At 40.7% G+C, this 19,386-nt stretch carries 18 protein-coding genes and 2 tRNA genes; 11 read left to right on the top strand and 9 right to left on the bottom strand.

Annotation, left to right across the window (positions count from 1 at the left end; genetic code table 11):
- Positions 1 to 10 precede the first annotated feature (10 nt).
- From ABFX33_RS12025 to ABFX33_RS12045, 5 genes are all read left to right on the top strand, one after another.
- Positions 11 to 532, top strand: a complete 522-nt coding sequence (locus tag ABFX33_RS12025; RefSeq protein WP_120261318.1) for a glucosaminidase domain-containing protein — start codon at positions 11 to 13, stop codon at positions 530 to 532.
- A 15-nt stretch (positions 533 to 547) separates the two neighbouring features.
- Positions 548 to 1,381, top strand: a complete 834-nt coding sequence (locus ABFX33_RS12030; RefSeq protein ID WP_223584024.1) for a glucosaminidase domain-containing protein — start codon at positions 548 to 550, stop codon at positions 1,379 to 1,381.
- Between the two features lie 61 nt (positions 1,382 to 1,442).
- Positions 1,443 to 2,204: a hypothetical protein gene (locus tag ABFX33_RS12035; protein WP_346086249.1), complete on the top strand. Its 762-nt coding sequence runs from the start codon at positions 1,443 to 1,445 to the stop codon at positions 2,202 to 2,204.
- 22 nt (positions 2,205 to 2,226) lie between these two features.
- Complete coding sequence (locus ABFX33_RS12040) at positions 2,227 to 3,288, top strand: DUF3078 domain-containing protein (RefSeq protein WP_257096050.1); 1,062 nt, start codon at positions 2,227 to 2,229, stop codon at positions 3,286 to 3,288.
- Positions 3,288 to 4,154, top strand: a complete 867-nt coding sequence (locus ABFX33_RS12045) for an N-acetylmuramoyl-L-alanine amidase (RefSeq protein ID WP_346086250.1) — start codon at positions 3,288 to 3,290, stop codon at positions 4,152 to 4,154. The genes ABFX33_RS12040 and ABFX33_RS12045 overlap by 1 nt, the downstream gene beginning before the upstream one ends.
- A 185-nt stretch (positions 4,155 to 4,339) precedes the next feature.
- Here the strand turns inward: ABFX33_RS12045 and ABFX33_RS12050 are convergent, their stop codons facing one another.
- The 6 genes from ABFX33_RS12050 to ABFX33_RS12075 all read right to left on the bottom strand — a co-directional run bounded on the left by ABFX33_RS12050 (position 4,340) and on the right by ABFX33_RS12075 (position 10,530).
- Positions 4,340 to 6,073, bottom strand: coding sequence for a sodium:solute symporter family protein (locus tag ABFX33_RS12050; RefSeq protein ID WP_346086251.1), 1,734 nt, complete (start codon positions 6,071 to 6,073; stop codon positions 4,340 to 4,342).
- A 97-nt stretch (positions 6,074 to 6,170) separates the two neighbouring features.
- Positions 6,171 to 6,380, bottom strand: coding sequence for a hypothetical protein (locus tag ABFX33_RS12055; protein WP_104384789.1), 210 nt, complete (start codon positions 6,378 to 6,380; stop codon positions 6,171 to 6,173).
- A gap of 9 nt (positions 6,381 to 6,389) precedes the next feature.
- Positions 6,390 to 8,843, bottom strand: a complete 2,454-nt coding sequence (locus tag ABFX33_RS12060; protein ID WP_346086252.1) for a PIG-L family deacetylase — start codon at positions 8,841 to 8,843, stop codon at positions 6,390 to 6,392.
- 392 nt (positions 8,844 to 9,235) lie between these two features.
- Positions 9,236 to 9,490 carry a DUF6952 family protein gene (locus ABFX33_RS12065; RefSeq protein ID WP_346086253.1) on the bottom strand — a complete coding sequence of 85 codons (255 nt, stop codon included), beginning with the start codon at positions 9,488 to 9,490 and terminating at the stop codon, positions 9,236 to 9,238.
- On the bottom strand, positions 9,471 to 9,785 hold the full coding sequence (locus ABFX33_RS12070) for a thioredoxin family protein (RefSeq protein WP_257096061.1): 315 nt from the start codon (positions 9,783 to 9,785) through the stop codon (positions 9,471 to 9,473). Before ABFX33_RS12070 ends, ABFX33_RS12065 begins: the two co-directional genes overlap by 20 nt.
- Positions 9,786 to 9,870: 85 nt before the next feature.
- Entirely contained in the window at positions 9,871 to 10,530 is a 660-nt protein-coding gene (locus ABFX33_RS12075) for a peroxiredoxin (protein ID WP_346086254.1), read from the bottom strand.
- A gap of 260 nt (positions 10,531 to 10,790) precedes the next feature.
- On the opposite strand from ABFX33_RS12075, the gene ABFX33_RS12080 reads away from it, so the two are divergent.
- A tRNA-Tyr gene (locus tag ABFX33_RS12080) sits at positions 10,791 to 10,871 on the top strand.
- 317 nt (positions 10,872 to 11,188) lie between these two features.
- Positions 11,189 to 11,260 (top strand) — tRNA-Arg (locus tag ABFX33_RS12085).
- Between the two features lie 112 nt (positions 11,261 to 11,372).
- Here the strand turns inward: ABFX33_RS12085 and ABFX33_RS12090 are convergent.
- A complete protein-coding gene (locus ABFX33_RS12090; RefSeq protein WP_346086255.1) occupies positions 11,373 to 11,582 on the bottom strand; it encodes a SymE family type I addiction module toxin in 210 nt (69 codons plus the stop codon).
- Positions 11,583 to 12,314: 732 nt separating this feature from the next.
- Here ABFX33_RS12090 and ABFX33_RS12095 point away from each other — a divergent pair.
- The gene (locus ABFX33_RS12095) at positions 12,315 to 12,878 is read left to right on the top strand and encodes a phosphatase PAP2 family protein (RefSeq protein WP_487047294.1); all 564 of its coding nucleotides are present in this window, start codon (positions 12,315 to 12,317) and stop codon (positions 12,876 to 12,878) included.
- Positions 12,879 to 13,061: 183 nt separating this feature from the next.
- Here the strand turns inward: ABFX33_RS12095 and ABFX33_RS12100 are convergent, their stop codons facing one another.
- Positions 13,062 to 14,249 carry an MFS transporter gene (locus tag ABFX33_RS12100; RefSeq protein WP_346086256.1) on the bottom strand — a complete coding sequence of 396 codons (1,188 nt, stop codon included), beginning with the start codon at positions 14,247 to 14,249 and terminating at the stop codon, positions 13,062 to 13,064.
- A gap of 24 nt (positions 14,250 to 14,273) precedes the next feature.
- Complete coding sequence (locus tag ABFX33_RS12105; RefSeq protein ID WP_257096065.1) at positions 14,274 to 14,579, bottom strand: hypothetical protein; 306 nt, start codon at positions 14,577 to 14,579, stop codon at positions 14,274 to 14,276.
- A 190-nt stretch (positions 14,580 to 14,769) separates the two neighbouring features.
- On the opposite strand from ABFX33_RS12105, the gene ABFX33_RS12110 reads away from it, so the two are divergent.
- The 3 genes from ABFX33_RS12110 (at position 14,770) to ABFX33_RS12120 (ending at position 19,338) form a co-directional block, all read left to right on the top strand.
- Complete coding sequence (locus tag ABFX33_RS12110; protein ID WP_346086257.1) at positions 14,770 to 17,955, top strand: S41 family peptidase; 3,186 nt, start codon at positions 14,770 to 14,772, stop codon at positions 17,953 to 17,955.
- A gap of 273 nt (positions 17,956 to 18,228) precedes the next feature.
- A complete protein-coding gene (locus ABFX33_RS12115; protein ID WP_346086258.1) occupies positions 18,229 to 19,059 on the top strand; it encodes a peptidase associated/transthyretin-like domain-containing protein in 831 nt (276 codons plus the stop codon).
- 33 nt (positions 19,060 to 19,092) lie between these two features.
- Positions 19,093 to 19,338 (top strand): hypothetical protein, encoded by a 246-nt coding sequence (locus tag ABFX33_RS12120; RefSeq protein WP_346086259.1) that lies wholly within the window; start codon positions 19,093 to 19,095, stop codon positions 19,336 to 19,338.
- Positions 19,339 to 19,386 lie beyond the last annotated feature (48 nt).

The following is a 19,386-nucleotide window of genomic DNA, read 5'->3' on the forward strand; positions in this document are numbered from 1 at the left end:
AACATTCTTCATGAATTTAAAACAATTAAAAAGCTTTGTACTGGTACTGGCTTTGGCAACTTTTGGAATTTCAAAAGTTTCAGCTCAAAGTGCGGCATATGTCGATAAGTACAGTCCAATAGCAAAAGAAATGATGGAGGAACACGGAGTTCCAGCATCGGTTATCTTAGCCATCGCCATGCATGAAAGCGGAAATGGTGGTAGCAGGATAGCAAAGAATTTGAATAACCACTTTGGTGTCAAAGGAAAGAACAGAAGTACCGTTATTCGGTCAGCTTACAAAGGTTATAGGTCTGTATTAGACTCATATGATGACTTTGTAGGAATAGTAAAAAGAAAGAAGACTACTCAAAGCCTTTTTGAAAAACATCCAGGAGAAAAATATGAAGCTTGGGTCAAGGCAATAGCTCGTTCGGGATACTCTACGAGTAGAGACTGGACAGCGAAAGTACTTAAAACGATCAAACTATATCATCTTGATATGTTTGATAACGATTCCAAGCAAAATAAATTCTCGTCAACAAAAAAATAAGCACGACATTATTGCATGAAGAAGTTTTTTTATGGCATGATTGTATTCATGATGTTGATTACATCATGTTCAAGCCGGAGAGGCACCTTATCGTCTTCTAAATCCGGATCCAATTCAAAAACTTCTTCATCTTCTTCCGTAGGCCGACCCACCATGGCTGGAAATGACTACATTGCTCAATATAAAGATATAGCAATTGCAGAAATGAACAAATATGGTATTCCGGCCAGCATTAAGCTCGCTCAGGCTCTGTTGGAGTCTGGCAACGGCAATAGCTACCTGGCACGTGAAGCAAATAATCATTTTGGTATTAAGTGCGGCGGCGTATGGAAAGGTAAATCCGTGACCCGTCCCGACGACAATATTAATGATTGTTTTCGTGTATATGACAATCCTCAACAATCGTTTAGGGATCACTCCGAGTTTCTGCTACGCCCCCGTTATTCAGCTTTGTTTAAGTTGGATAAGGATGATTACAAGGGCTGGGCTAAGGGACTGAAGGCTGCAGGATATGCAACCAACCCCCGCTATCCGGATCTATTGATTGAAATGATAGAACGATATCATCTTGATCAATATGACCGAAGAGAGACTCCTAAGGAGAAAGTCGTGCGTGAAGAGGTTGTAAAAGAAGAAATTGTCCAGAATGTTCAGGAGACCCCTCCTGCTACTGTGAAGACTGAGGAGATCAAAAGCCCTTTAGCGATGCGTATTCATGAGGTGAAAGCGCAGGAAACGCTTTATTCGCTTAGCAAGCTCTATAATGTCTCTGTCGAACAGATCAAATCATTAAATGGCCTTACAGATGAAGCATTGTCCCTAGGACAGCTATTGGTTATATCTAAATAGTTACGCTTTAAAAGATGTTAAATATTTCAGTTTTGTATGGCGATATAGTAGTTTTACGAAAGTGAAACTAATACGCTATATTTTTCTGTTTGTAGCCATACTAGGCATTACCCCCCTACTTTTTTGCCAAGAAAAGAAAGTTGAAGGGATCGTATTTGACAAAAAAACCAAGCAACGTATCGGAAATGTGAAACTTGCCAATCTAAGGACGGGAGAGGTGTTCTATAATAATATAAAAGGTGAATTTGACTTTTCTGCCCGGATAGGTGATCAGATTGTTGCAATGAGCAAAGAATATTTTTCAGATACCCTTGCTGTTGACAATAAGGGATTATTGTTGTTTCATTTAATCCGGGAGTCGATCTATATTGATGAGGTGCAGGTATCAGCACGAAAGAATCCTGAGGAAATTCTGAAAAAAGCCAAAGAAGATTATGAGAAGGCCTACCGGTTGGCAGGATATGGTGATGTATTTTCGGTGGGACCTACTGGGGCGGGACTGAGCATCAACTCTATTTATAGCCTGTTTAGTAAGGAGGCTAAAAGAGCGCGTAGACTGACTAAAACCATAGAAAACGATTATAAGGAAAATGTAATTGATTATAAATTTACGAAGGAACTTATTAGTAAGGTCACGGGGCTCAATTTTGAAGAGGCCGAGCGATTTAGGAGAATATTTAGGCCCTCCTATTTTTTCATTCTGGCAGCAAGCGATTACGAAGTAACAAATTACATCAAAGATTGCTATTCCCGTTATCGAATAAACCCTTCTCAATATTTTATTGATCCTTTTCCAACAATTAATTATAAATTAGTACCGTAAATAAAAAATAGACGTTTTCAGAATGAAGTTATTCAATTTTGTCGGCATGGCCTTGCTTTGCCTTTCTTTTACAAGCATAAAGGCACAGGATCTGAAAGATCTTAGAGCAAAACCAGATACCGTAATTTCTGTCCAAAAAGAGCAACCTTTAAATATCAAAACTATTCGTCCGGTGGTACCCAAGCTCAATCTTGAGGTCGATTACTGGAAGCATTGGACCAAATTTGGGATCAATTTAAACCAAGCATCCTTTAACGATAATTGGAAAGGAGGTGGTGTCGGTTCTACTGCTATTGGTCTCAATGCCAATCACAAATCAGACTATACCCGGGACAACTTTAATTTCGTGACTGAAGTTGACCTCCGTTATGGAAAGATCAGGAATAAGGGTAATATCGCGAAGAAAAATAATGACCGTATATTTTGGGATAACAAGTTATCCTATAAACTATCCGCTAATTGGGCCTTGTTTACATCGGTTACTTTTGAGTCACAATTTGATGCTGGGTATAAGTATAAAACTGTGAATGGCAAGGACACGATCGATTATATTGAAAATGCATTTATGGCGCCAGCTTATTTGACCGAGTCTTTCGGTCTTGAGTATAAGCCGAGCAATGAGTTTTCGTTGCGTTTTGGTACGGGTACCGCACGGCAGACCTTTATTTTGGATGAGCGTGTAAAACCTCGTTCGGTAGATGGCTTTTATGATAAATATGGTTATTATCTGTTGCCGGACATGAATAAACCAGAGGGAGAGGGAAATCTTCGAAAAGGTACAGGAGAGCGGTTTGGTGTCAAGGAAGACCGTTCTTTTGCCAATGCATTGGCATTCCAGATCACAGGTAACTTGGATAAGAATTTTACGGATAAACTAAATGTGAAAGCACGTTATAATCTGTTTGCTGATTACGAAAAAATTTCAGATCCAACCCATCGTCTTGATGTCACAATAACAGCGAAAGTAACTCGGGTAATCAACGTCAATCTAAACGGGATTATGATCTATGATCCGGATGTTATTTCAAGAGTTCAATTGAGCCAGTCATTGGCTATGGGAATAGTTTATAGTTTACCAAAATAATGTTTAGACCAGTGTCAATTGGGATCATACTTGCTGTTTTTATGTCTTTGGCGGGCTGTAAGTCCAAGGGACAAGCTGCTGTGGCCAAGCCATTGGTGGCGTCTTTTGCCCCTGCGGTTGTACTGGAGGAAAAAGTTGTCGCCAAACCCGACACCAATCTATTGACACCCCAGGAGAGAAAGGTCATCTTCTTACAAAAGACAGGGACTCACCCCTACTGGCACCAAGCAGAAGCCATTCACTATGATGTGCGTAAGCCAAATTTTGTGATTATCCACCATACGGCACAAGATAGTGTTGGTCAGACGATAAAAACGTTTCAGATTCCACGCACCAAGGTCAGTTCACATTATGTGATTGGTCGAAATGGTGAAATTATTCAGATGTTGAATGATTATGTACGATCGTGGCATGCCGGTGTGGCTAAGTGGGGATCGATTGTGGACATGAACTCTTGTTCTATTGGGATTGAATTGGACAATAATGGTAGAGAACCCTTCCCAGATGCTCAGATCAATTCGTTGATGACCGTTTTAGATACATTAAAATCACGATACCTGATACCTGACAATAATTTTATTGGTCATGCAGACATCGCTCCGGCACGAAAGAATGATCCTAGCGTTTTCTTCCCCTGGAAGAAGCTTGCGAGCAGAGGATTTGGTATCTGGTATGATGAGGGCCAACTGGTTGCTCCTCCTGACAGTTTTAATGCCATTGACGCGCTTAAAATCATCGGGTATGATACATCCAACCTAAAGGCAGCCATCGTTGCATTTAAGCGTAAATTTATTGTACGGGATACAACACCCGAGCTGACCATATATGATAAGAGCGTACTTTACAATATTTACAAGAAATACTAATAAGCTGTCAAAATGCGAATTTTGATAGATGATGCTAGATAAGATATTGGCATCTCAGTCTATAAAAATAAAAAGTCCGGGTTCGCTATGAATCCGGACTTTTTTAATATTGGCGGGGATTAAGAAGACCTCTGCTAATTAAATACAACCTCGTAATCAGGTATCTTATTTGCGAGTAAGTCACTTTATTTTTCCAAGTTGTTCTGTTGCGTATTGCTTGTATTTGGTACAGCCGAATTATTTCTGAGCGAAAGCTGTATAAAATATGCAATTATCATGACGGCCAGACAGCCAATGAGATTCAGCCAGAGAAAAGGAATTTTGTCTAGGTACCAGATGCCAACGACAAAGATTTCAGAGAGGATCGCGGCGATGAAAACAGCCTTTCCCTGAATTTTTTTCATATAGAAAGCAACGATAAATATGCCTAGGATTGTGCCATAGAATAAGGACCCCAAGATATTCACTGCCTCTAAAAGATTGCCCAGCTTGTTAGCATATAGTGCAATGACCACGGTAAAGATGCCCCAAATTAAGGTAAATATACGAGACCAGAGGAGATCCTGCTTTTCGGTTGCGTTGCGGTTTATAAAACGTTTGTAGATATCTATGGTTGTCGTTGAAGCCAGTGAGTTTATGGCACTAGCGGTGGAGCCCATAGATGCCAGAAAAATAACAGCGATCAGCAAACCGATTAGACCTTTCGGAAAAGCTTTAGTTACAAACGAAAGGAAAACATAGTTATTGTCGTTTGTCTCAGCTGCAGGATTGTTTTTCTTGATAAGTGTCAGTGTGCTGTCTTTTACTTGTTGCATTTGGGCATTCAGTTGATGCAATGCTGTTCGGGAGAACTCGATGTTCTCCTGATCATCCTGATCCAGTGCTGTACCGAGACCATTGACGAGAGATTCACGTTGTTGGAATAGCTGAGTATGTTTTTGTTCAAGCTCTTGGTAGGAAGCCGCATATGGACTTTCTTTCAACTTCTGGACTTCGACCTGGTTAAAGAAGATCGGCGGCTGGTGGTATTGATAATAGGTAAATACCAGGATACCGATCAGCAGGATGGCAAATTGCATCGGGATCTTTAGAAGTCCGTTCATAATTAGCCCCATTCTGCTTTCCTTTATGGAAGATCCGGTGAGATAACGGCCTACCTGGCTCTGGTCTGTACCAAAATAAGAAAGCTGGAGGAAAAATCCTCCGATCAGCCCAGTCCACAACGTATAATTGTTATTCAGGTCAAATGTGAAGTCCAGGGCATTGGTTTTGCCCGATTTGCCGGCGATATGCAGTGCTTTCGAAAGACCGATGTCCGCCGGAAGAAGATGGATAACAAGCATGCCCGCAATAAGCAGAGAGCCGAATATTATGCTCATCTGGAGCAATTGTGTATGTGATACCGCTTTTGTACCACCATAGGTGGTGTAGATAACCACAAAACTCCCAATGACCAGAGTTGTTAAAGTCAGATCAATATGGAGAATCGTTGAGATGATGAGCGCTGGTGCAAAAATGGTAATACCAGTGGAAATACCCCGTTGGATTAAAAAAAGTAGTGCTGTAAGCCCGCGGGTCTTAACATCGAAACGTTTCTCAAGAAATTCGTAGGCAGTGAAAACTTTAAGTCTGTGAAATATTGGGATAAAGGTAATACAGAGTACAATCATGGCCAATGGGAGACCGAAATAAAACTGTACAAAACTCATTCCTGAGGAGTATGCTAATCCGGGAGCAGACAAAAAAGTAATGGCACTCGCCTGAGTGGCCATTACCGAAAGCCCGACATGGTACCAAGGCAAAGAACGATTGCCCAAAAGATAACCATCAATATTTTTGATCCCTCGACTTTTGTAGATGCCGTAGGCGACAATCGACAAAAGTGTTAGTAATAGAACGGCCCAATCTGCTGTACTCATGAATAATGTTTCGTAAAAAAGTACAGAAAAAGGATAAATATAAATAGCCAGATAACGACCATCCAATAGTAGCGTTTCCAGCTATTCATCCTGTATTTTATCTGTCTGAAGGCTTTTGAGGATAGATAACACTGTTAAAAAACGCAGCGATAATCAATCCAATAACTGCACCGCCAATGATGCTTAAAAATGTCTCATTTGCAGTGAAGCCAATTAATGCACCAAAAACTACAGCGACCAAAAGGATGATCCCTTTTGCTTTGCCAGCATCTATCGTTGTGCAGTTGTTGTCAATCTGATTTTCCATTGTGATATTTTATTTTGATTTTGATAACAAATTTACAAATAATCTGTAAGCTCCAGGAATTCCAGCAGGTAATTGTCTAAAAAAAGATAGCGATGTATAGACAAATTTTCCTTTCCCGTAGTCCGTAATCAATAATGATCCCTTATGCAAAGGCTCACCAGGGTCCTGTATGGCGATTGGTGTACGGTATCTCTTGTCGATATTTTCAGCGAAATACAATCCCCTCTCCTGTACCCAATTGTCAAAGTCTGCTTTTGTAATTTTATTGGGATAATTGAAAACCGGATCTTTTTCATCAAAATGAACATCGGCAAGTTCATCGGTAACCCGACTCCTTCCAAGACTAAAAGCATAGGGGCCAAAAGTTTTCGAAACTAAGCCATTGCTTACGTTGTATTGCTCGAGCACGGTTCCGCCGTTATTCACATAATCCAATAGTCTATTTTGAATCTGTGCGATATCTTTATTGACATTAAAGATCCTTACGCCCAAGATGACCGCATCATAGCCTGAGAGATCACTTTTTAATAGCTGTTCGCCTGTTAACACATCCACTTTGATGCCAATTGCACTGAGCGATTCCGGAATGAGATCTCCTGCGCCATGGATATAGGCTACTTTTTTAACTTCATTGTTTAGATTGATATTGCTCATTTTTATAGCAACATCAGGGAAATATACAATCTCCGGGATATGGTTATAAGCTATTGTTTTTATCTCTTTTAGTCTATCCTTTTGATTGACTTGAAAAAGCAGTGTATCAATGGACGAAACAGTGGCATCTAAGGGGCTTATAGTGATCTCTTTGGAGAGAGTACTGACATCAGAGGCAAACTGGAGGTCAAATGAAGCGGGAGATATTTCCCAGCCTTTTGCTCCAATAGTCTTTACATTAAATGATTGTGCCGGATCCTGTCCATTTTTTTGGAACAACAGGTTTACTTTGACAGATTGGGCATTTTGAGTCAAAGCCAATGGGCTTGAACTCCTTGCTGTAAGCTGTGGAAGGACAACTATTGGATTATAGATTTCGCCACGAACGGGGTCGGTATATTTATATTGTATATTTTGGTCAAATGCGATTGCAGTACCATTGATCAATAATTCAAAGCGTACTTTTGGATTGTTGGGGTTTTCGGGATAACCAGTGAGATTGAAATCACTGACATTAAATTTTCCTTTGGCGTGAGGTTCATTTAGCCAATAAGGCTGTGTTGAATTTGTAGCACTAATGGTGGTAGCATCTTTTAAAAGAAGGTTGTTGACAAGGGTTTTATGGATTTCTTTGCCATTTAGCTTTGCCAATTGTACGGTAACATCCGGACGTCTTGCAATAATGGCGTTGTCGACATTGATCTGATCACCTACCGCATAATCTGGATTTTTTGCGATACTTTCAAACCAAATTCCAGCACAGGCTAAGATTAATTTTTCTACCTCCTTTTTCTTCTCATTTTTCCAGTACGTATCATTGATTTGATCCAGGGCTTTATAGAGCTGAATCAGATCGGGCAAAGCCGATTCAGGCTTGTCCATTTGATAGGTCTGATTGACTTTAGCGATCAGTGACTGTACTGTTCCGCTATTTGGGACCCTTTTCCAGGAAGTATCTATTCCTTCCAGTGGAGAAGCTTTTGCGGGAGTACCGTCGACATATTCAAAATACTCGATGGATGAACCACGTTGAGCGGCAGATCCGAAGCCTTGGCTTTTGTGGGAGGAACGGCTATGCGCAGCAATTTCACCATAGGAAGCCCCTATCAGTGCATTATAGTTTCCGATATCCACTTTTAGCTGATCTTCGCTTGTGTTGTCCTGTCCCCCGAAATTAAATGTATTCCAAAGGAGACGTTTCGCCTGCCAGGGTTTCACGTATTGCAGCTGCTCTGAAAACTGTTTGGGGTCTGCGGCAGCCTTAAAAGCTTCGTGTGCTAACATCGCTGAGGCTTGATGGTGGCCATGTCCGCCCCTAGCATCAGGAGGAAACCTTGTTATGATCACATCAGGTCTGAATTTGCGGATCAACCATACTGCTTCTGCGAGCACCCGTTGTTTGTCCCAGAAGGCAAACGTTTCTTCGGGCGTTTTGGAAAACCCAAAATCATAGGCTGAGGAGAAAAATTGTTCCCCTTTGTCGATCTTTCGCGCAGCAAGAAGTTCCTGTGTACGGATCAGTCCCAGTTCAATGCCCTGTTCAGTACCGATAAGATTTTGTCCCCCGTCACCACGGGTCAGGGATAAGTAACCCGTTCTATATTTTTTCTCTTGGGCCAGCCAAGCGATCAGACGGGTGTTTTCGTCGTCCGGATGTGCTGCAAAGTACAGGACAGAGCCTAAAACATTCAGTTTTTCTAGGTTAAGCTTAATCTCGGCGGCATTCCACTGCGGGTTTTGCGCTTGTACAGTCGATTTTGACAGCATACTAGCCAATAGAATAATGACGGAAAGAAAGGGTTTTCGCATGCTTAAAGATAAAGATTTCATCCAAAACCGCATCGTTGTACATTGTAATTTTAATGTATATTATTCGCCATAAAGTGGATGAAACCCCACGAAAATAAAGGAGTTAGCTTAAAATCCAGCTGAAAACAAAAAACGGAAATTCCAACCAAGTTGAAATTTCCGTTTAACAATTAAAATATTTTTTCCTGAAACGAATTTTTAGAGAATAGTTATTTTGTCGCTTCGCTCCAAGTGGCAACCTTTAACATAGTAAATATATGTAGAAAATATTTAGTTCTGTCAGATTCCTTCAATTAGTTTTCCACATTGCTAAATTTTGTCAACAATTTAGCTTTTGGGCAACTAAAAATATGAAAAGAAAGTTTCACTTCAGTGTGTTTAATCAAGCAAAATTATTTGTCAATTGCTCCTAAAACACGTTTCATGAACATATTTAAGGCATCTTTTTTCGGATTGCCTTCTTTTATCAATTTATCAACCTCTACTGCTCCGTATAGGTTAGAAATTAATTCACCGATCACGTCGAGTTCCTCATCTTTCAATGGAGCTTCAGTAAGCGCTTCCAATGTCTCGATGGTCTCCAATACATAGTCGACATCATTCTGTTCGATGAATTCTGTAAGATGTTTAATTACCGGCAGCTTCATTGAATAATTCTACTAATGCGTCCAACTTATTTGTTTGTACTTGATTCACCAATTTACCATTTTTAAATGCAGCAAATGTAGGCAGGTTATTGACGTTCGCCAATTTGCGTGATTCAGGAAATTTTTCTGCATCAGCGATGATAAAAGGAACATTCTCATTTTCGCCAGACAATTTCTTGAATTTTGGTTTCATGATTTTGCAATTACCACACCAGGTAGCAGCATACTGAACCATCACAATATCGTTATTGTTTACAATTTCTTGTAAATTATCGTTTTCTAATTCTTGTAACATGATTTTATTATTAAGGTGATTGATGGAGAAATCAACAGGAGCCGGGATAAAGGCCCCTGTTGATAAGACCTAGGGTCTTTTATTGTTAGTGTTTAGCTAAATAGTCAGCTACACCTTTTCTGTCTGCATTCATTGCATCTTTACCTTCTTCCCAGTTTGCAGGACATACTTCGCCAAATTTTTGTACGTGCGCGTAAGCGTCGATCAAACGTAAATATTCTTTTACGTTACGGCCCAAAGGCATATCGTTTACAGACTCGTGGAATACACGGCCAGTTTCGTCGATCAAATAAGTAGCTCTGTAAGTAACAGCAGATCCTTGTGCTAATGTACCGTACTCAGGATGCTCAACCTCTTGAACGTCTAAGATACCCAATACACTAGATAAGTTGCGGTTAGTATCAGCTAAAATAGGATATTCAACACCTTCGATACCGCCATTATCTTTTGCAGTGTTTAACCAAGCAAAGTGAACTTCGTTTGTGTCGCAAGAAGCACCGATTAAGATTGTGTTGCGTTTTTCAAATTCAGCAGCAGCCTCTTGGAAAGCATGTAATTCTGTAGGACATACAAAAGTGAAATCTTTTGGATACCAGAATAAAATTACTTTTTTACCTTCTTTAACTGCTTTTTCGAAAATGTTGATCTGCAAATTGTCGCCTAAATAATCGATTGCATCTACCGTAATGCTTGGAAAACTTTTACCTGTGAAACTCATAATATATCTTTCTTTTTTTGTTGCCACAAAGATAAGGCAACTGCGATCAAAAAGCGAATTGATTTTACCAATACACTATCATCAAAATCTATTATGACTAGAATATAACAATAAGTTTTTATTATAATAATATGTGGTTGATAATGTGTTTATACGGAATCTGGGATGTTTCGAAAAAATAAAGCAATTCATACTGGGGTAGTTACAGATTAATGCATCAAAATAGTTGCACAAGTGCTATGCAAAACCTACTTTTGCGACGTTCTATTTCAAAATAGCGCAATGCTGGAGGGGTTCCAGAGCGGTCAAATGGGACGGACTGTAAATCCGTTGCTTCGGCTTCGAAGGTTCGAATCCTTCTCCCTCCACATTTTTTTCTTTATAAAATTCACTTTAAATTTTCCTGTTAAATAGATGAGCACATTGCACCGACTGCAATTTGTTTAAGATAGCTGCTTTGGACTGTTGTGTCTATATCTATGAGTGAACTGTCTCAGGGTATCTAGGGCTATTCCAAATTAACCATTTGGATGTATATGGCCATGCAATGATCGTTGAGGCATTGTCGAACATCATCATCGAGCTATTTTTTTCTTAATGATGGAGGGCTGCAAAAAATATAGTGCGGATTTTCATGTAGCTATTGACTTATTTATAAAATAAACCTAAGTTTGGCTTTTGAAAGGGCCCCGTAGTTCAACGGATAGAATAGATGTTTCCTAAACATTTGATAGCAGTTCGATTCTGCTCGGGGCTACATAGAGATACGTGATAGCAATAGTGTCGCTTTTCAAATGCAGGAGAAATACGATAAAAGGTATTTCTCCTGTTTTATTTTAAGACATAATCATCTTTGCTATTCTGTAGTGCTATTCCTCTAATTTGATAATGAGCAGCTTGTCCATGGTCATGACAGAGACCCGCTTTTCGGGGGTAAAGCCTAATTTTTCTAGCCAGAGACCGCTTAACCTGATAACAGGTACTCTACTCTGGCTCCAGCGGTTAAACTTGATTGTTGGTTGGATTTTTAAGCTCTTGACCTCAGGTCGTGTGCTTATTTGCTTCTTGAGTGTTCGCATAACTTTTTGAAGATTTTAAATAAGTAGCCCAACGGTGCTGCGTACACTCAAAAAGAATTGATATGTGCAGGACTTGCACCTGCTCTCCGCCGGGCATATTGTTAAACATTAAAGTTGTCATTTTGATTTTCTTTTCGATTTTAAATTTGTTCGCATAACAGATTTAATAAAAACCGATGTTATTATAAAGTATTGCATGGATATTATTCTTACCGGAATACTTTTTGGAAACGCCCATCAATATGAAATAACATTTTTTGGCTTTTGAATAATTGGCTCTTGAATAAAAAACATACTGTGTTCCTGAAATATGATCAGCTGTTAGTTCAAAATAAAAAGATTGCGGATAGCCCCATTATAGAACGTCGAACTCCGAGAACAAGAGATATATCAAGTGGTATTGATCATCAATCAACTCATTATGTCATTAATTCTGTAACATTTCCGGACTTTTGTCATAATATTTTCAGTATTGGTAAAAATTGTCTTAATTTAAATTTTATTACAAATTAATGACTTACTAATATTCGGCAGCTAAATTTGTCCGATAAAGCCTGTGAAATGATAAAAGTGATTCAGAATCAATTTAAAAGGATATATAATACCAATCGTGCCTTTTTCATAACCTTCGGTATATGGTTTATACTGATTGCCTCTATCCTACTTTTTGTTACAAAGAGCGAATCATTTCAGTTTATTAATAGTCATCATGCTCTGTGGGCAGATATTCTCATGACATTGAACACATATGTTGGGGATGGGATCTGTATTATAGCCCTAGCTCTTGTGTTTTGCTTTCTGAAAAAATGGAATTTCGCCAAGGGAATTTTTGGAACTTATGTTTTTTCGGGCTTGGTATGCTGTGTTTTGAAAAGTATATTTCATGCAGAGCGTCCGGCAGCGATGTTTAAAGGGGACCCGACATTCCATGTTGTCTCTTGGTTACCTGTGGCCTACGCCAATTCCTTTCCTTCTGGGCATACGACTTCTGCATTTGCTATGGCAGCTACTGTTGCTATTATTTCCAAGGACAAAAGAATAGGTCTGTTTTGTTTTATTCTAGCCGCGTTAACAGGCTATTCCAGAATTTATTTGGGGCAGCATTTCCTTGAAGATGTCGCGTTTGGATCACTATTGGGTGTGGGGGCTACCTGTATTTATTTTATTCTTATGCCGATGATTTCATTCAATAAACGTCCGGTATCCAACTTTAAATTCCCTCAAATCAAATTGATGGGAGCAGTCCTTCCGGTCATGATAAACAGAAATAGGTCAAAGCAAGAACGAAGGCCATAGCGAACATGGTTAAGCACGAATTTGGCTGCCTTTCCTTAAATAACGATAATCTTTCGACCATGGCAGACATGGTTAAGCTGGACGAAAACACCACAGGGAATGGTGGTAAAACACCAATGAAATAGCGGAGGTTGAAGACAGAGATACATACTAAAAATAGCCGATCTAAAGTCTATAAAGTTACTAATTAGATTGTGTTTCCTTAAATAGCGATAGTCTTCCGACCATGCCAAACATAAGTAATCCGAAGCAGGCGAAAACGCCGTAAGAATAACGGAGACTAAAGACCTCTGCGATATAACCGATCAGCGGCGGTCCCATTAAAAAACCAAGATAGCTAATGCTGGAAACCATGGCCAATGCCACGCCCGATGGTACATTTTTGTTTTGGCCAGCGATACTATAGATAGACGGTACATTACAGGCAACACCGATTCCCACAAGCATAAAAGCAAGGGTACATACAATAAATTGAGGAAAAACAACCGAGGTCATCATGCCCACAAACATCAGGATTCCACTATATTGTAAGGTTCTTTTGCGTCCCAGTTTGCGAATTACACCATCACCTACAAAACGGCCTATAGCCATCATGATCATAAAAGAGGCATAGCCCACGACAACGAATTTTTCGGGAGCGTGTACAATTTCCTTAAAGTATACCCCGCTCCAGTCAAACATGGCTCCTTCGGTTGCCATACTGAAAAATCCAATGATGCCCAGTTGCAAAAGGCTTCCCTCCGGTTTGGAAAAAAAACTCCGCTTTTCTTTCTGCGGCGATTTTCCCGGAACGAGATACCGCTGATTAATCAATGTATTGGCCGTGACGAAAGCCAATATAATCAAGAAATGGGGTAGCGTATCCAGACCAAGATTCATGGTCAGCAGTCCAACGAGCGCTCCTGTAAAACCAGCAATACTCCAGGCGCCATGGAAAGACGTCATAATAGACTTTTTATAGATCTGCTCCGTAGCTACTCCTTGTGTATTGACCGAAATATTGCACATATTACCTGTAACACCAAAAAGAAATAGAATAACCCCCAGTTGCCAAGCATTTTGGGCAAAAGCGATGGAGCACAGGACCAATGCATAAGCAATCGGCACGATACTTAGGACTTTGGCGCTACCATATTTGGTAACCAACTTCCCGGAAAGAGCCATTGTCGCCAGTTGTCCCACAGGAAGCATCAAAAGGATTGTTCCTAGTTGTCCTTCGCTCAAATGGAGGCGCTCCTTGATGACAGGGATGCGACTAGCCCAGGACGCGAAAGCAATACCCTGACAAAAAAAGAAAAGTGATACTGCAATCCGTATGCGATTGCGCTTATTGTAAAGATCTTCTTCTGAGAGAGTTAACGTTGCGTTCATAGTATTTGATTTGAGCGTGCGAAGTTACGGATAAGTATTCCATTTTACGACAGGATCGATAAAGAAATTCGACGGCCCGGCCTTAACCGAAAAAAGCTCGTTAAGCTGAGCGAGCGTGTCATCGGCAATTAAAGTCAGGTGATAATCGTCTTCATGAATGACGCTAATTATCTTCCTTCGTTTTGCTTTCGGTGCAGATATGTCGCGATAATTATCTTCGTCCATTTGTCGAGATAAATAAGTTTGCTTTAAATTGTTTATTATCAGCGTTCTATGTGTTGTCTGTACCTGATTCAAACCTTGCTTATCTCGACTATGATCAGGTGCCATATGTTGAACACATCTCCCCTACTTTACATTAAATATACGAAGATGTTCAAACAGGACCGATTAACATGGTGCTAAATTCAATAAAATTGTAAAATTCGCAATACTTCAATAGTTTTTCAATAAGCTATTCTATTTTTGTTAAAGGCAAACAATTATTAGCCTCCTAGATATAATGATAAAAAAACTGCTTTTGAGTGCAGTTCTGGCCTATGGCGGAACTGCTTATGTTGTTGCGCAGCAACCGACATTCTTGTCTCATCCCGCATTAACGCCCGATGGGAAAGAGATGGTATTCAGTTATGAAGGTGATCTTTGGAAAGTAGCAAGCCAAGGTGGGGTTGCTGTCCGGCTTACTGGTATGGAAGGTAATGAGATCAATCCCCGAATCTCTCCAGATGGCAAATGGTTAGCATTCTCGGCCAATCAAAACGGGAATATGGACGTCTATGTCATGCCCTTAGCGGGAGGAGACATCCGTCAATTGACCGCGCATGATGCTTCGGATGAAGTGGATAGCTGGAGCTGGGACAGTAAAACACTCTATTTTACTTCGACACGTTATAATCGTATGGGAGGTTACCAGGTCTCAGTAGATGGCGGAACGGCAACAAGGCTATTTCCACATTTTTTTAATTACATCAGCGGGATCGTTCCTACACCATCAGGAGAGCTTCTGTTCAACGATAGCTGGGAAGGATATAGTTCGGCAAACCGCAAGCGCTATAAAGGAGCGTTCAACCCAGATATCCGCTCCTATAATCCCAAAACAAAAGTCTTTCAACAATATACAGACTACGTCGGAAAAGACCTATGGCCAACGATAGACCAAAAAGGAACGATATATTACGTTTCGGATGAAAACAACGGGGAATACAACCTGTATCAGCTCAACGGTAAGACCAAGACTGCGCTGACAAATTTTCCTGAATCCATTAAACGACCCTTTGTGTCAGCAAACGGCGAAAAGATCGTATTTGAAAAGGGTTATCAGCTCTATATTTACGATGTCAACGGAAAGAAAACGACACAACCCAATATTGCTTTAAACCGCAATCAGGTCCTCGGCAAGCTAAAGGAATTCAATATTTCGGGTAATATCAGTAATTTCGATGTCTCGCCTGATGGCAAAAAAATAGCTTTTGTATCCCGAGGAGAGCTTTTTGTTTCCGATAGCGAGGGCAAGTTTGTCCGTCAGATGTCCGGGCAGGGAGAGCGCGTCATGGAGGTCAAATGGCTTAAGGATAGCAAAACCTTACTCTATAGCCAAACATTCCAAGGCTATCAAAATTGGTTTTCCCGCACTGCGGATGGAAAAGGTGAAGTGAAACAGCTGACCCAAGATCTTCGCAACAACCGTGATATTACCTTTAATGCCGACCGGACAAAAGCGGTGTACCTAAGCGGCCGTGATGAGGTACGTACCTTGGATCTAGGTAGTCTCAAGAGCCAGACCGTAGTCAAAGACGAAATCTGGGGATTCCAAAATTCTTCACCCTCATTTTCGCCAGACGGCAATTATTTGTTATTTACCGCAATGCGTAATTTTGAGCAGGACATCTTTGTCCATAACCTCAAGAGTGGACAAACGACCAACCTGACCAATACCGGTGTCTCCGAGACCAGCCCTTATTGGTCGCCAGATGGCAAGTATATTTATTTTGCAAGTAATAGAACAAAGCCCTCATACCCTACCGGAATGCAAAATTCGAGCATCTTCCGTATGGCGCTGACTAATTTTGACCAACCTTATCGCAGTACAAAGTTTGATGAATTATTTGCTCAACCGGCAGTAAAAAAAGATTCGGTCGCAAATAAGCCGACAGCGCCTAAAAAAGAAAACGATGCCAAGGATAAGAGCAAGGCCAATACAGATAAGAATAAGCCGACAGCTCCTAGTGCAGAACCAAAGAAAACCGTCTTGGTACAGCTTGATCTTGAGGGTTTGCGGGATCGTATTGAGCAAGTCAGCCCTGCATTTGGGACACAATATAACCCTTTGGTGATCCAAAAGGCAGACAAGACCTATGTCTTCTATGGGTCTGACCATGAGGGCAAGTTCAGTGCTTATCGTACAGTATATGAACCGTTCACTGCTCCAAAAACAGAAAAAGTAATTGAAGGCGGCATGGGACAGGTACAGGAATCGGCGGGCAAGTATTTTGTGCTTAACCGTGGTATCATACAGAAATACAGCCTGGAGGGAAACAAACTCGATGCAATTACCATGAGCTATAAATTTAATAGAGATCTGGAGAAAGAGTTTAACCAGATGTTTTATGAGACTTGGGCCAATCTGGAAGAGAATTTTTATGACAGCAATTTCCACGGGGTAGACTGGACGGCAACCAAAAAGAAATACGAAAAATATCTGCCCGGCATCAACGATCGGAATGACCTGCGTATTCTCCTGAATGATATGTTGGGTGAGCTAAACTCATCACACCTGGGCTTCAGTTCAATGGGAGCTGAAGAGCGTAAACCATTTGGTTTTGTGACCAACGAAATCGGCGTGGAATATGATAGCCAGAATCCTTATAAAATCATTCGCATTGTGACCAATGGACCAGCGGCTAAGAAAGAGGTGGATATCAAAGAAGGAGATGTGCTGGTTGCGGTCAATGGTGTTAAATTGAATACTGCAGCAGATCGGGACAGCTATTTTACCTGGCCATCATTGGAAGAGGAAATTCAGCTGACTTTGAGCCGTAATGGAAAAGAGGTTCAAACGAATGTACGACCTGCTTCCAGTACGGCTTTTAGGGAACTGATTTATGATGAATGGATCAGGGATAATCGCAGTCGTGTGGATAAACTGAGTGATAATAAGATCGCCTATTCGCACATGAAGAATATGTCGGGGGGCGAATTGCAACGTTTTCTCATCGATATGGCCGAGCAGGAAAATAACAAGCAAGGTATCATCTTAGACTTACGTTATAATACCGGTGGAAATGTGCATGATGAGGTATTGCGCTTTTTGTCGCAGCGCCCTTACCTACAATGGCAATATCGTGGAGGAAAGCGTGCACCGCAAAGTAATTTTGCGCCTGCATCCAAGCCGATCGTGCTGTTGATCAATGAGCAATCGCTGAGTGATGCGGAGATGACCGCAGCGGGGTTCAAAGCATTGAAACTGGGTAAAATTATCGGTAACGAAACCTACCGCTGGATTATTTTTACCTCCGGTAAAGGATTGGTCGATGGCTCTTTTTACCGTTTACCTTCCTGGGGATGTTATACCCTAGATGGTCAAGATCTGGAGCAGACGGGCGTTGCACCGGATATTTTTGTGAAAAATACAGTGCAGGACCGTATGGAAAATAAAGATCCGCAGCTAGAGCGTGCAATAAAGGAAATCCTAGCTGATCTTAAATAATGCGGTAGCATGAATAAATGGCTACATGCTGGGGGGCTCCAGCTTGTAGCAAGACTATATCGAAAGGCGATTTCGAAAAACAGCTTCCAAAGTTGATTTGAAAGCGATAATATATATTGTGAACAGGCTGTGTCCGACCTTTTTCCGGATGCAGCCTGTTTTTTTTACTTGTTTTCCCTTATTCCCTCTTTACAGCTATTTAAAATTATTTTATTCTGCCCTTGTGGAATCTTGAATTTTTGTGCATCCCTTACCAAACATAAAGACATAGACATGGAAAAGATCATATTACAAGTAAAAGAATCCTGCACAGCAGATTGGGGTAAAATGACAGCACAGGAACAGGGACGCTTTTGTGGCAAGTGTGAAAAGGTAGTCGTTGATTTCTCGGAGATGAGCGATCAGGAAATTGTAGATCAGATCAAAAAATCCAGTAAAGGGCTTTGTGGCCGATTTTATGAAGATCAGCTGTTACGTGAACTGGATGCCAGTGTTTCCTTTGCAAAAAATCCGCTATGGCGTAATCGATGGAGTGGTATTGCTGCAGGACTGATGTTGATCGGTTCATTGAGTTTTCATACTGCACAGGCGCAGAAGACCTTCACAACGGGAGAAGTCGCTGTGGTACAATCAAAAGGGGCAAGTAAAACTGTCGGAAAGCAACCAAATCCAGAGCCTCGTATTAATAATAAGACGACTGGAGAAGTGATTGTGGTCCAATTGAAGGGAGATGGAACAAGTAAATCTGCCGGGGGAAAAATAAATTCAAACCTTCGAGGTAACAACAGGCAGGTATCATCAAATCAGGATAGCAGTAAAGTAAAGATTGCAGGAAAAATTGTATGTGCTGCTGGCGGGGAAAGTATGAAGGGTACCAATGTGACCATAGGAAACTACCATACACAGGCTGATGAAAAAGGTAATTTTCAACTCTGGGTACCTCAATCGCTCTTGAACAAGAATCAGGAACTTCGGGCAGAAATGATCGGCTATCGAACTGTTGTCATCCCTTTAAAAAAGGGCGCTAAAACAGCGATAAAAAAACCGATAGAGATGGAGGTCAGGCCGATGATCATGGGGAAGATAGCTGCTCCTATGGAGTAAGAGGACATTCCTAAGATGAATAAATATTAGTGTATGCCGATTTTACCTCCATTTGTTTACGAAAATTTTGAACCCGCCAATATTGTTTCTGTCGATGATGATCAGCAGGCTTTTTTGGAAGCTTATCAGGAAATATCTGGTCCGTATATGTCGAATCTAGACTTTGCAGAGGAGGTTTTTGACAGTTATAAGATGTTATATGAATTTGTAGAGCCAATGTACGAACGCACATCCAAAGCGATCGAAGCAATGGCGCAAAAAATGAAAGGCAAAGAATAAAAAATCTACTTTTATACTTGACTTTCTCTTTGGTGAATCTTACATTTG

The sequence above is a fragment of the Sphingobacterium ginsenosidimutans genome (assembly GCF_039536865.1).
Lineage (GTDB): Bacteria > Bacteroidota > Bacteroidia > Sphingobacteriales > Sphingobacteriaceae > Sphingobacterium > Sphingobacterium detergens.